General features: G+C 65.8%; 9 protein-coding genes. 2 read left to right on the top strand and 7 right to left on the bottom strand.

All coding sequences use genetic code 11. The annotated features are described in order from the left end of the window. Positions 1-22: 22 nt before the first annotated feature. Positions 23-1108 (top strand): saccharopine dehydrogenase family protein, encoded by a 1086-nt coding sequence (locus A5784_RS11820; RefSeq protein WP_064945074.1) that lies wholly within the window; start codon positions 23-25, stop codon positions 1106-1108. Positions 1109-1291: 183 nt separating this feature from the next. Continuing rightward, entirely contained in the window at positions 1292-2446 is a 1155-nt protein-coding gene (locus tag A5784_RS11825) for a serine hydrolase domain-containing protein (protein WP_064945075.1), read from the top strand. Between the two features lie 51 nt (positions 2447-2497). Here the strand turns inward: A5784_RS11825 and A5784_RS11830 are convergent, their stop codons facing one another. From A5784_RS11830 to A5784_RS11860, 7 genes are all read right to left on the bottom strand, one after another. After that, a complete protein-coding gene (locus tag A5784_RS11830; protein ID WP_064945076.1) occupies positions 2498-3430 on the bottom strand; it encodes a LysR family transcriptional regulator in 933 nt (310 codons plus the stop codon). Positions 3431-3488: 58 nt separating this feature from the next. Further along, positions 3489-5669, bottom strand: coding sequence for a thiamine pyrophosphate-dependent enzyme (locus tag A5784_RS11835; RefSeq protein ID WP_064945077.1), 2181 nt, complete (start codon positions 5667-5669; stop codon positions 3489-3491). Between the two features lie 19 nt (positions 5670-5688). Further along, a complete protein-coding gene (locus A5784_RS11840) occupies positions 5689-6864 on the bottom strand; it encodes an acyl-CoA dehydrogenase family protein (RefSeq protein ID WP_064945078.1) in 1176 nt (391 codons plus the stop codon). Between the two features lie 66 nt (positions 6865-6930). Continuing rightward, on the bottom strand, positions 6931-8067 hold the full coding sequence (locus A5784_RS11845) for a Glu/Leu/Phe/Val family dehydrogenase (protein ID WP_064945079.1): 1137 nt from the start codon (positions 8065-8067) through the stop codon (positions 6931-6933). A gap of 26 nt (positions 8068-8093) precedes the next feature. Beyond that, positions 8094-9644, bottom strand: coding sequence for an L-piperidine-6-carboxylate dehydrogenase (gene amaB, locus A5784_RS11850; protein ID WP_064945080.1), 1551 nt, complete (start codon positions 9642-9644; stop codon positions 8094-8096). Then, complete coding sequence (gene hglS, locus A5784_RS11855; RefSeq protein WP_064945081.1) at positions 9641-11095, bottom strand: 2-oxoadipate dioxygenase/decarboxylase; 1455 nt, start codon at positions 11093-11095, stop codon at positions 9641-9643. The genes amaB and hglS overlap by 4 nt, the downstream gene beginning before the upstream one ends. A 235-nt stretch (positions 11096-11330) precedes the next feature. Next, positions 11331-14150, bottom strand: coding sequence for an FAD-binding and (Fe-S)-binding domain-containing protein (locus tag A5784_RS11860; RefSeq protein ID WP_064945082.1), 2820 nt, complete (start codon positions 14148-14150; stop codon positions 11331-11333). Positions 14151-14166: the final 16 nt, after the last annotated feature.

Genomic DNA, 14166 nt, shown 5'->3' on the forward strand with positions numbered 1-14166 from the left:
CATCTACACAAGGAGTTAGCCCATGGGACGCACCATCAGCCGAGTTGCGGTTTTCGGCCTCGGCAAAGTCGGCGAACTTGTCGCCGGCATACTCGTCGACTCCGGTTTCACCGTTGTCGGCCACGACCAGGCAACCCGCTCGTCGACCGAGTTCAAGACTCATCAAACCGATGTCACCGATGGTGACGCCGTGCGATGGGCACTCAAATCGGTCGACGCGGTCATCTCCTGCCTGCCCTACCACCTCAACATCGCCATCGCCGAGGCGGCCGGTGACACGGGTGTGCACTACTTCGACCTCACCGAGGACGTGCCGACCACCAACCACGTTCTGAGCTTGGCCGAGCGTCGCACCGATACGGCGTTCGTCCCACAATGCGGTCTTGCCCCGGGACTGATCGGCATCATCGGCGCCTCGCTGGCCAAACAGTTCGACAGCGTCCGATCAATCGAACTGAAGGTCGGGGCCCTGCCCCAGAACCCCACGGGCCTACTCGGATACGCCGTCACCTGGTCAGCTGAGGGCGTCGTCAACGAGTACATCAACGACGCCGAGGTGCTCCGCGGCGGCCGGCGCCAGATGGTCCCCGCGATGACCGAAACGGAACGTGTCGTACTCGGCGGAATTGAACTCGAGGCAGCCCTCACCTCCGGTGGGTTGGGCACCATGTGTCAAACCTACGAAGGGCGAGTTCAGCGGTTGGACTACAAGACCATGCGCTACCCCGGCCACTTCGACCAGATGCGCTTCCTGCTCGACGAACTCAACCTACGCGATCAGCGTGACCTGGTCGGCAAGATGATCGTGAGCAGCAAGCCACCAGTCAACGACGACATCGTCTACCTGCACGCCGCCGTCGAGGGCGTCAAAGAGGGCCAGCCGTTCCGCGAAAACTACGTGCGCGGATACCGCCCCATGGATATCGGTGGCCAGCGGTGGCGCGCCATCTCATGGACCACCGCGGCCTCAGCAGTCGCAGTGGTGGAACTCGTCGCCGACGGCCGCATCCCACAAACCGGATTCATCCGCCAGGAAGACATCAGCTTCGAAGACCTGTGTGCCACCAAAGCCGGCAGCCGGTTCGCCCACGACGGCGACATTGGCTGATTGACCCCTTGCGGCTGAACCTATTTCGCTCAGGCGGGCCCGGCGGCTCCGCCTGAGCGCAATAGCTCCGCCCACTGAGATCGCCGTCCCAGCGCGCCGATAGCGCCGAGCACCACGGCGGTGCACAGCACGAAGTATGGCTCATAATTTGTTGTGGCAGTGTACGTTTTGGGAGAACACAAGATGACGTCGACCACCTCCTCATCGACGCGCCGTCGAACGTCGCGTACTGCGTTGCTAGCACTCCCGCTGGCCGCGATCACGATGCTGGCACCCGGCTGCGCAGATCATCCGCAGACCGGTTCTCCATCGAGCGCCGCGCAGGAGTCGAAGAGTGCTCGGCCGCCCGCGAACGATGACCGCAGCGCCCGTAGCGACAATCTGCTGGCCCAATTCCTCAGCGAGAACCAGCCCGGGTGCACCGCGGCGGTAGGACAAAACGGCTCCGTTGTATGGACTGGCGCCCGCGGCGTAGCGAATCTTCACACCGGTGCACCGATCACCCCGCAGACCGTGATGGACATCGGTTCAACGTCAAAGCAGTTCACCGCCTCGGCCATCTTGTTATTAGCCAATCAGCACAGGCTGCGCCTGGCAGATCCCGTGTCCGCGTACGTACCTGGCCTGCCGGCATGGGCCGATTCGGTGACTGTCAGCCAGCTGATCCACCACCAAAGCGGCATTCCCGACTACATCGGCCTGCTGACCGACGATGGCTTCGGCGACAACGCCCGAACCACCCAGGAGCAGGCAGTCCGCAGACTCGACAAGGTGCCCGCCTTGACCTTTGCACCTGGCAGCGAATTCGAATATTCGAATTCGAACTACCTGTTGCTCGCCGAGATCGTCGCCGCGACATCAGGAATGCCATTACCACAGTTTCTCAACACGGAAGTGTTCCAGCCCCTGGGCCTGGCGATGGCGATGGACCCGGTTGCCAAGATCCCCGCAAAAGCTATTTCCTACGCGTCCGGACCCTCGGAATTCTCGATCGCCGACTCACTTTGGGAGCAAGTCGGCGACGGCGGAATTCAAACCACCCCTTCGGAACTCGTTAGGTGGGCCGACAATTATCGAACGGGCCGTGTCGGCGGCCATGACCTTCTCACCGCACAGCTAGCCGACCCCGTCGCCTACCCCGACGAACCGGGGGCCACCTACGCCGCGGGAATTATCTTGTTGAACAACGGATCCCTGGAACACGGGGGCGCCTGGGGCGGCTTCCGCACCGACTTCTACATTAGTAAAGATCGTCAGACATCCGTCGCCATGAGCTGCAACTCAGACAACCCCGCGCGTACTGACCTCATGGCGCAGCTCTGGCAGATTTGGAGCTAGGCAGCTGCGGAACCTGCACCCCGTGTCACCGAGGTGGCAGCGATGCGCCGTTCACGGGGATGCGATCGCGCCCTCCAGATCGTCGTCCACCACGTCCTGCACGATTGCGGTGACGGCGCGCACCGTGCGGCGCGCAACAGAGGCGACAGGGCGGACGAGCACGATCTCACGGCTGAAATCGTCGACGATGCGCACGCGTGTGAGGGGGGCCGCCGGATTGAGCGCAATCATCGTGTCGGTGACGAATGCGGCACCCAATCCACGGGCCACCAATGCCAACGTCACCGCGGAGTCCATGATCTCGTGGCGGACATTGGGTTCGAATCCGCTCTGGCGGCACGCTGCGCGTACCGCCGCACCGAATGGCGTGTGTGCCGGCGGGATGATGAAGGTCCAGTCGGCCAGCTCCTGAAGATGCACCGCGTCGGCGTCGACGGTCTCGCCGAAATCGCGAGACATGGCTAACCCGAACGATTCCCGGCGCAACGTGATGATCTCGGTGTCGCCGCCACGTGGCATGGGGGCAATCGGATAGTCCAATCCGATTGCGGCATCAACGGAGCCTCGGCGGACTGCGTCGACAACGACGTCGACGCTCAGTTCGCGACTGGTCAGTTCCAACCGCGGATAGCGGCGCTGCGCGGCCGCCATCACGGCCGGCAGCAACGCTGCGGCAGTGCTGCCGAATACACCAAGGGCAAACGGTGCCGACAGCTCGTCATTCACCGATCGCAACGCCTCTAACGCATCCTGCTCGGCGGTCAGGATGCGGTCCGCGTGTACCGCCAGGACCCGGCCGGCGTCAGTGAGGACGACGTTTCGCCCGGCCCGCGCGACCAGCCGCTCACCGACCGCCGTTTCCAGGGCCGCGATCTGCTGCGAGACCGCGCCCGGGGTGTATCCCAGGACTTGAGCGACCGACACCATGGTGCCCAACCGATCCAAGGCACGCAGCGTGGCCAGGTGCGTCAGACTCATTACCATCGACCAATCCTAAATGAAAAGCGTTGGTAATAATTAGATCTACTGAATAGCGTGCAAGTTACCCGCGGGTGCTGCCAACGAGGGATATGGCCGCATGCTCGATGGCTTCCTCGCTGACCAAAACCTGCAAGGCGGCGTCCCCGAGCGGGATGAAGCTGTCATAGCTGCACACGCGGGCCATGGCGCCGCTGTAGCCGTTGTCGATGAGTTCGGCGAGGACCTGCTGGCCGACTCCCCCGGTGCGCCGAGTTTCGTCAACGATGAGCACGTGGCCGGTGGCGGTCGCCTCGCGCAGTACATCCTTGATGGGCAGCGGGGACAACCACCGCAGATCGATGACACGACTGCGGATCCCGTGGGTGCGGCGCAGCACATCGGCGACGCGCAAACTCATCGGGACGCCGTTGCCGAATGTCACGATGCTCAGCTGCTCGCCGTCGCCGTAGGTGCGAGCGGTACCGACGGTGGCGTCCAGCAGGTCATGAGAGCCCGTCAGCCAACCGCCATCGCCCTCGCGATGGAGGTCGCGGGTGTGGTACAGCGCAATGGGCTCCAGATAGACACACACCGCGCCGGCCTCCACGGCCGCGCGGGCGCAGGCGCGCAACATGATTGCCGCATCGTCGGGGTGCGAGGGCGAGGCCACGATGATGCCCGGGATGTCCAGCAGCGCGGCCACCGAGTCGTCGTTGTGGAAGTGTCCGCCGAAACCCTTCTGGAAGCCGTAGCCCGCAATGCGGATCACCGCAGGATTGCGGTACTGGCCGTTGGAGAAGAACTGCAGCGTCGCAGCCTCCCCGCGGATCTGGTCCAGCGCGTTGTGCACATAGGCCAGGTACTGAATTTCTGGGATGGCCAGCAGACCGTTGATCCCGGCGCCAAGTGCGAGACCAAGGATGGTCTGCTCGTCGAGGATGGTGTCGAAGACGCGGGCGGCGCCAAATCTCTTCTGCAGGCCGCGGGTGAGTCCGTAAACTCCGCCCTTGCGAGCCACGTCCTCGCCGAACACGAGCGCCTGAGGGTACTCACGGAGAACGTCGTGCAACGACGTGTTGATCGCCTGCGCCAGTGTCATTTTGGCCGGATGCTCGCATTGCAACGGGCGCGAGGCCCGAACGGAAGTGCGCAGCGTAGCCTTCAGCGGTTCCATGACTGCCGACGGTGAATCCAGTTGCGGCAGCTCACATACCTGCGTGGCCAGTCCCATCACGGTGCCGCGCTTTTGCTCGTAGAGGTCTAGCAGGTCGCCGGCGCTGCGATGCCCCTGTTCGACGAGCATGCGCGCGGTGCCCAGGACCGGGTCGCGGCCGTAGTCGGCGGAAATCTCACGAGGACTGCGATATCCCGGCTCGTAGTCCGATCCGGCGTGGCCCATCAATCGCACGGTGCTCAGGTGCAGGAATGCCGGGCGGCGGTAATGCCGGACATAGGCGACGGCCGCGGCCGCGGCCGCGAAGGTTTCGGCGACCTCGGCGCCGTCGGCGGCGAAGTAGGCGAGGCCGGGCTGATGAGCATAAACGTTCGCGATCCACCCCTGTGGAGTCTTGGTGCTGATGCCGATGCCGTTGTCCTCACACACCAGCAATAGCGGCACGTCAAGGCCGCGGTAGGTCGCATTCAACGCGGCGTTGATGGCGCCGACGGCGGTCGAATGATTGGCCGAGGCATCGCCGAAACTGCAAGCCACGACGGCATCGCTCGGCCACGGGCTGGTGGCCACGGCGCACGCCTGCCCAAGCAGGAACGCCGTGCCAAATGCCCGCGGCAGGTGCGAAGCGATCGTCGAGGTCTGCGGAATGATGTTGAGGTCGTGGCGACCGAACACCTTGTGCCGCCCGCCGGACATCGGCTCTGCGGTGGCCGAGACGATGCCCAGCAGCACATCGCGTAAAGCATCACGCTCGCCGCCGTGCTGGCGGGCGCGCTGTAGGAAGAACCCACCCGAACGGTAGTGCAGCAGTGCGGGATCCGTCGGGCGCAGGGCCGCCGCCACGGTGGCGTTGGCTTCGTGTCCGGCCGACCCAATGGTGTAGAAGCCATGGCCGTCGGCTCGCAGAGCACGCGCGGCCAAATCCAGGTGGCGGCTCCCGATCTGGGAGTCAAAGATGTGCATCGCGTCGGCAACCGTCAGGGACGATCCGGGCCGCACCGGCGCGTTGTCGTCGCGCCCCGGTGCGGGCGCAGTCGCGCTGCAGGCCTGTAGCGCGGCGATGAAATGGTCGTCGACGGCGTCGGACATCAGATGACTTCCCTTCCCATCACGAGAACGCTGCGTGGCCGGTCAGCGCCTGCCCGATCATCAGCAGATGCATCTCGCTGGTGCCTTCGTAAGTCAGCACCGATTCGAGGTTGCAGGCGTGCCGCATCACCGGATACTCGGCCGTAATCCCGTTGGCTCCCAGGATGGTTCGAGCGGTCCGGGCGATGCCGAGCGCTTCGCGGACGTTGTTCAGCTTGCCCAGGCTCACCTGGTAGGGCTTGAGACCGGCGCTATCCCTGGTGCGGCCCAGGTGCATCGCCAGCAGCATGCCCTTGCCGTACTCAAGGCTCATCGTGGCGAGTTTTTCCTGGGTCAGCTGGAACGCTGCGATCGGCTTGCCGAACTGAGAACGGCTCTGCGCGTAGTCGATCGCGGTGTGCAAGCAGTCACGGGCGGCGCCCATGGCTCCGAATAGGATGCCGAAGCGGGCCTCGTTGAGGCACGACAGCGGACCGGACAGGCCGCGCGCCTCGGGTAGCAGGCATGCGTCGGGCACGCGCACGTCCTCGAGCACGAGTTCACTGGTGACCGACGCCCGTAGCGACATCTTCGACTCGATGTCGCGGGCGCTGAAGCCTGGGGTGCCGGTGGGAACGGCGAAGCCACGGATCCCGTCATCGGTGCGGGCCCACACGACGGCGACGTCGGCGATGGATCCGTTGGTGATCCACATCTTGGTGCCGTTGAGAATCCAGTCGCTGCCGTCACGCCTGGCGGTGGTCCGCATGCCGGACGGGTTGGACCCGAAATCGGCTTCGGTCAGCCCGAAGCAGCCGATGGCCTTCCCGGTGGCCATACTCGGCAGCCATCGTTGTTTGAGCTCCTCGGTGCCGAATCGGTGGATGGCGAACATCGCCAACGAACCCTGAACGCTGACCAGCGACCGCAGCCCGGAGTCCGCTGCCTCCAGTTCCAGGCAGGCTAATCCGTAAGCCAGCGCCGAGGTTCCGGCGCATCCGTATCCCTTCAGGTGCATGCCGAGCAGGCCAACGGAGCCCAGCTCGGTGGCCAGCTCCCGGGCCGGCAGTTTGCCGTGCTGGTACCACTGTGCGATGTGCGAGGTGATGCTGCGTGTCACCAGTGCGCGCACGCTGTCCCGGATGCTCTTCTCTTCCTCGGACAGAAGGTCGTCGATCACGAACAGTGCATCAGGGCTGACGGGGGCATCGATCATCGGCAGGTCACTCCTTGCAGGCGGGCACGGCCAGGACCGTGGGCAGGTTCAGCTGATGGGTCTCGGTCAGCGCGGCAAGCGCCCGCGTAGGTCCATCGCCTCGGCGACCCGCATTTGAGCGGCACGACGGGCAGCCTGGTGAGTGGTCATCCCTTCGCGGGCCGACACCTCCAGGGCGTTGTGGGCGCCGGCGCGCAGCTTGCTGGAGATGCTGGTGAACACCGAGGTGGTGTCAGGCCGGATGCCCGAGGTCCGGGAGTCCATCGCCACCGCCGCGGCCACGACGCCGCCGGCGTTGGCGATGAAGTCGGGCACGACGAGCACGCCACGCTCACGCAGGATTTCCTGCGCCGACGGGCTACTCGGCAGGTTGGCGCCCTCGCCGATGATCTTGGCCGGAAGTGTCCGCGCCAGGTCGTCGTCGATCACGTCCTGTAGCGCCGCGGGCACCAGGACATCGGCGGGAATCGTGATCTCCTCGCCGCAGGCGATCGGCTGGCCGTCGCCGTAGTGGGCGACCAGTGCGTCGCCGTGCTCATCGCGCAGTTTCAGCAGCTTCTCGACATCCAGCCCGTCTGGATTGTGCAGCCCGCCCTGCGATGTCGAGATGGCCACGATGGTGGCGCCGAGTTCTGCCAGTCGCCCCGCGGCAGCCGCCCCGACTGCCCCAAAGCCCTGGATGCTGACGGTCAGCGACGTCGTGTCCTGCCCGGCGTATTGCGCTGCGGCGTCGACGGTTTCGGCCACCCCGTACCCAGTGACGCCGAGTTGGTCGTAGGGCAGCCCCCCGAGTGCATACGGGGTGCCGACCGCGCCGCCACGGCCACCGATCTCGTCCGCCAGGATGGCAGCGTCGGCTTCGGTCAATCCGACGTCGAGGCCGAAGACGTACTCCTCGGGGACCTCGTTGTGCAGGGCGCGGGCGAAGGCGCGCAGCACCTGTTCCTTGTCCGGGGCGTCGGGGTTGGCTTGGATGCCCGCCTTGGCGCCGCCGTAGAACAAGTCCACTCCCGCCCACTTCCACGTCATGTTGCGCGCCAGGCGCGCCACCTCGGTGATGCTCACCGTGGGCGACATGCGGGTGCCGCCCTTGCCCATTCCGAGGGCGGTGTTGTCGATCACCAGCACACCACGCATACCGGTGCGGCGGTCCGAGACGCAGACGACCTTCTCAGGGCCCCACTCGTCGATGCTGTCGAGCATTATCGGCTCCTTCTCCTTGCAGTCGATCAGGTGAAGCTGACGCCTTGGGCCAGCGGAAGTTCCAGGGAATAGTTGATGGTGTTGGTGGCGCGGCGCATGTAGGCCCGCCAGGCGTCGGATCCCGATTCGCGGCCGCCGCCTGTGGTCTTCTCGCCGCCGAAAGCACCACCGATCTCCGCCCCGGAGGTGCCGATGTTGACGTTGGCCAGTCCGCAGTCGGAGCCGTCGGCGGCGATGAACCGTTCAGCCTCGCGCTGATCCAGCGTGAAGATCGCCGAGGACAGCCCCTGGGGGACGCCGTTGTGCATGGCGATGGCCTCCTCGAACGTGGAGTAGGTCATCACGTACAGGATCGGGGCGAACGTCTCGGCCCTGACGATGTCGCTTTGCTGCGGCATCCGCACGACAGCCGGCTCGACGTAGAACGCCTGATATGCGCTTTCGCGGCGCCGGCCGCCAACGAGGACCGTGCCGCCTTCTGCGCGCGCCTGCTCGAGGGCTGCCGACATGTTCGCGAAGGCGCCTTCGTTGATCAGCGGGCCCACCAGGGTGGCGTCGGACAGGGGGTCACCGATCGGCAGGCCGCTGTAGGCCTTGACGATCCGGGCGATCAGTTCCTCGGCGACGTCCTCGTGCGCGATAACCCGTCGCAGCGTCGTGCAGCGCTGTCCGGCGGTGCCCGCGGCGGAGAACACGATGGCGCGGGTGGCGAGGTCCAGGTCGGCCGACGGTGTGACGATGGCCGCGTTGTTGCCGCCCAGTTCGAGGATCGCCCGGCCGAACCGTCCGGCGACGCGAGGGGCAATCTCGGCACCCATGCGTTCGGATCCGGTGGCGCTGACCAACGGCACCTTGGGGCTCTCGATCAACGCCGCGCTGTCGGCACTCGACGCCGACACGGTGACGTTGAGGTTCTCGGGGGCACCGACGTCGCGGGCCGCCCGATCGAACAGCGCCGAACAGGCCGCGGCGGTCAAGGTGGTCAGCTGGGCCGGCTTCCACACCACGGTGTCGCCGCACACGATCGCGATCGCGAGGTTCCACGACCACACGGCCGCCGGGAAGTTGAATGCCGAAATGACACCGACCACGCCCAACGGGTGCCAGGTCTCCATCAGCCGGTGCCCGGGCCGCTCGGAGGGCATCGTGCGGCCGTCGAGCTGGCGTGACAAGCCCACTGCGAAGTCGCAGATGTCGATCATCTCCTGCACTTCGCCGAGGGCTTCGGCGCCGATCTTGCCGACCTCGATGCTGATCAAATTGGCGACGTCGGACTTGTGCTCGGTCAGCAGCTCGCCCAGGCGCTTGATCAGCAGGCCGCGTACGGGTGCCGGAACGGTGCGCCACTGCAGGTAGGCCTCGTGGGCGGCATCGATGGCGCGTTCGACGTCGGCGGCCCCGGCTGCGGGAAAGTCGAACAGGTCCTCGCCGGTGATGGGGGTCCGGGCCATGATCGTCGAGGAGCTTGCGTTCGCGAGTCCGTCGATGTCCACCCCACACTGCATCAAGCTGGTGCGTGCCAGGGCGCGCAGGTCGTCGGTGGTGGTGGTCAGCTCGAGTCGCGCGAGGCTGGTCATGTGATGGGTCCTTCGGGTCGTGTTGTCGGTTGGGGTAGTTCGACACCGCCGGCGATGCACAGCGCATCTGCCACAGCGTCCAATGAGCGACGCCGCGCACGGTCGTAGAGGTGATACGGGTCGTGAAGCTCGGTGTCGAGCACACCCTCCATCCAGGCCGCGTCGATGAGCGTGGCGTGCTGGCTGGCGTCCTTGACGGTGTCCGAGGTCAGGTTCGATTGGAAGATCCCGGCGGCCGACTTGGGCAGGAAGTCTTCGTAGACGATCGGATCGATGGCCACCCAGTGGTCGTCGATCAACTCGCGCAACGTGTTGGGCGGCACCTTGTCGCGGGGTCGTCGGGTCTCGTCGACGCGGAAAGTAAAGTAGGCCAGATCTTCCCGGGCCAGCTCGACTTCGGTCAGCGGCACCGCCTTGGTCCAGATCTCCGCCTGGATTTCGTTACGCTCGTGGAGACTCATCGTCGCCCTGGGGTCACGCGACCGTATCAACCGCGCGGTCTCCATCGTCAGGTCGTCGTAGAGTTTGCGACCCGCCGGGGTGACCGCGATTCCGCGCGCCTCGACCTCACCGAAGCGCACACGGAGGTCCTCCTCTGTGACGCTGCCATCGGCCTCGCGAAACGCGCGCGTCTCGGCCAGCGCGCGAAACGACGTCTGGCGCAACAGCAGATTGGGACCATGCCAGCGCGGCGGGCCCTGGATCGTGTCAATCATGGTGATGCCACGGGCGGTCATCCGGTGGTAGAGGGCGTCGATGTCGAGCACGCGCGGTGTGAGGTGGTTGATGTGCGTGCCCGTCACGCCACCGATGTCGGCAGCCACCGACGACACGGCATGCAGTTCGTCGTACCAGCTGCGGTCGACAGGTTCCTGGGTGAGCTTGAACACCGCGGCGGCACGGGTGAGGAATCGTTCGGCGTCGTCGACCGACAGGCCGTGTTGCGCGACTGCCCGGTCGGCCAGCTGCAGCAGCTCATCGTCGAACAGCCGGCGCGCGTCGAGGAAATTGGTCAGTCGGTTCTGTAGGTCCGCGTTGAAGAACCGGCGATCGGCGGGAACCAGCATCGACGTGAACACCCGAAAAGGGTTGATGTCCAGTTCTGCCGAGTGGATCGGACGGAACGCGGTGGACACCACGGGCACCGCCGTCTCGGCGGCGTCGCGCAGATCGTAGAAGCCCACCGGGTACATGCCCATGGCCGCGAAGATCCGTGCCGCATGGGCCATTTCGCGTGGGCTGCCCAGCCGGATGGCGCCGTGCCGCTCTGCGCTGACCCGGTCGATCGCGCCGAGCCGTTCAGCATCGGCGCCGCATTCGACCAGAACGTCGTGGTTGACCTCCTGCGACACCGACAGCAAGGTGCGGTAGGCAGGAACTTCTTCTGCGTACATGTCCGACAGCCGCCTGGCGAAGTCCGCGCGCAGCTGGCATGGCTGAACGATGGCCATATGAGCAGGACTCCTAATGTCTGGGCCGACGGGCGATTTCAGATCTCCGCCCATCGTTGCAACGCGAATCAATTACGACAAGCGAAATAATGCAAGCGGAATCAATCAGTATCTCTATATCGTGAGAGGGCGGCCGATCGGCGGTCGGCGCGCGAGGCCGCACCGGGCCACGGTGCCACCAGTGGGCCCGAGCACGGCTTATAGCGGCCGAAGACGTTGCGCCTGTGGGTGTTTATCAGTCGTTGGGCAGGTGCGCGGCGAGCAATTGCGCCAGGTGTTGGCCCTCGACGTCGGCTAGGTCTGCCAGTTGTGTGCGGCACGAGTAGCCGTCGGCGAGTGCGACGGTATCCGGCCCTGCGCTGCGTAGCGCCGGCAGCAGCTGCTGTTCGGCGACGGCGACAGAGACGTCGTAATGGCCCTTCTCAACCCCGAAGTTGCCGGCCAGGCCGCAGCAGCCGCTGAGTCTCTGCACGTTGGCGTTGGCGGCAGCCAGTAACGACTCGTCAGCATTCCATGTCATGACGGCGTGGTGATGGCAGTGTGGTTGCGCCACAACGACGGTGCCGTCCAGGGGCGGCGGCGTCCAGTTGCGTTCGGTGAGCATCTCGGCCAACGTCTTGGTCGAGCCGGCGACCGCCTCGGCCCGCGAGCCGATCAGTTCAACGGCATCCGAGCGCAGGACCGCGGTGCACGATGGCTCTATGCCGACGATGGGTGTGCCGAGTTCAGCTGCCGCGGTTAGGGACTCGATGGTGCGTCCGACGATCCTCTTGGCCGCGTCGAGCTGCCCCGTGGTGATCCAGGTCAGCGCGCAGCACGTGGAAGGCTCCGACAATTCCGGCCGGAATCCAGCCGCTACCAAGACTTTCACCGTTGCCTGGCCGATTTCCGGCGTGAAGTAGTTGGTAAACGAATCGACGAACAGCACCACCGGATCACCGTCACCGGCGTTGGGCGCGTGCACGTGTTCAAACCAGTCCCGAAAGGTCTGATGCGCGAATCGCGGCATGGTGCGTCGGCGGTCGACGCCGGCACCGGCGAGCGCGACCCGACGAACACCCGGCAGGCCCATCACCGCATTGACCAATCGCGGTGCGGCACTGGCTATCCGCGCCCAACGCGGCAACCAGCCGAGGCTGTAGTGGCTCAACGGCCGTAGCCTGCCGCGATAAGTTTGGTGCAGCACTTCGGATTTGAATGCCGGCATGTCGATGCCCGTGGGGCAGTCCGAAGTGCAGCCCTTGCACGACAAGCACAGCTCCAGCGCCTCGTGCACCTCCGGTGAACGCCAACCACCGGTGACCGCGGAACCGTTGATCATCTCTTGGAGCACCCGCGCGCGTCCACGAGTGGAGTCGCGCTCCTCGCGGGTAGCCAGATACGACGGGCACATGACGCCCCCGGCCGCGCTGTTGTCGGCGCGGCATTTGCCGACGCCAGTGCACCGGTGCACGGCTTGGCTGAAGTCACCACCATCGTGTCGGTAAGCGAAGCCGAGATTGCGCCGCAGAGTCGGCGCCTCGGCCACCCGCACGTCAGTGTCGACAGGACGGGGGTCCACCACAATGCCCGGATTGAGCATGTCGTCGGGGTCGCACGCGTGCTTGACGGCAGCGAAAGCGGCAAGCGCCTCCGCGGAGTACATTTGCGGCAGCAGTTCGCTGCGCGCGCGGCCGTCGCCGTGCTCGCCCGACAGCGACCCGCCGTAGCGCCCGACCAGGCTGGCCGCCTCGGTCAAGAAGTCCCGAAAAACGCGTCGCCCGCCGGGTTTATCGAGTGGCCAGTCGATCCGGATGTGGATGCATCCGTCACCAAAGTGCCCGTAGGGCAACCCGTCCACCCCGAAGTCGTCCATGAGGGACTCGAAGTCGCGCAAGTAGGCGCCCAGCCGCTGTGGAGGAACGGCGGCGTCCTCCCAGCCGGCGTGCGCCGGCAGCCCCCTGGCGCTGTGCCCTGACAGTCCCGCGCCGTCGGCACGGATACGCCACAACGCCGACTTTGCAGCCTCGTCGACGACGAGCAACGTGTCCTCCGCGCCGCTGTCGCCGGCCAGGCGTCGCGCACGGTCGGCCACCTCGTCGGGATCGTCGCCGGCGATCTCCACGAACAGCCACGCCCGACCACCCGGCAGAGCGGGCACTGCACTCTCGCCGCGGCGCTGCCGAACGACGTCGACGATGCGGGAATCAATGCCCTCACACGCGGTCGGCCCAAAACCCAACAGATGCGGCGTGGCGTCACCCGCCGAGGCCATGTTCGGGAACCCGAGAACTACCAGGATGGCGTGGGCAGGATTGCGCACCAGCTGCACGGTCGCCTCGGTGACGACGGCCAGCGAGCCTTCCGAGCCGACGAGCATGCGGCGAACATCGAAGCCGCGCTCCGGGGCCAGGTGCTCGAGTGCATAGCCCGATACCTGGCGGCCGAAAGAGCCGAACTCGGTCCGGATGGTGGCCAGGTAGGCCGAGGCAACCTTCCTCAGTGCGAATGCGGTCGGGGAGTCCGACCCGCTCACCGATTCGACGGTCAGCTCCATCGGTTCGCCGTTGCCGAAGTATCCGCGCAGACCGACGACGTTGTCCGAGGTGCGACCGTAGCCCAGCGTCCGGGAACCGCAGGCATTGTTCCCGATCATCCCCCCGATAGTGCAGCGCGTCATCGTGGACGGATCGGGACCGAATCGAAGCCCGACAGCCCCCGCGGCCTGCTGCAGACTCGACTGCACCACACCGGGTTCTACTGTGGCGGTGCGCTGTTCGGCGTCGACGGCGAGGATGCCCGTCATGTAGCGGCTGAAGTCGATGATCGCCCCAGTACCGATCGCATTGCCCGCCACCGACGTTCCACCGCCACGCGCGATGATGGGCACCCCCTCGCCGCGGCATACCTGCATCGCGATGCGGACTTCCTCGTCGTCGCGCGGCCGTATCACAACCAGCGGCCGTACCCGATACAGGGAGGCATCCGACGAATAGGCTGCGCGGCTCGTGTCATCGTCAAGGACGTCGCGCACACCTGCTTGGCGAAGTGCTGTAGCGAAGCGGGCAGCGGGCATTCGACGATGCTAACGC

The organism is Mycobacterium sp. 852013-50091_SCH5140682 (genome assembly GCF_001665685.1).
Classification (GTDB): domain Bacteria; phylum Actinomycetota; class Actinomycetes; order Mycobacteriales; family Mycobacteriaceae; genus Mycobacterium.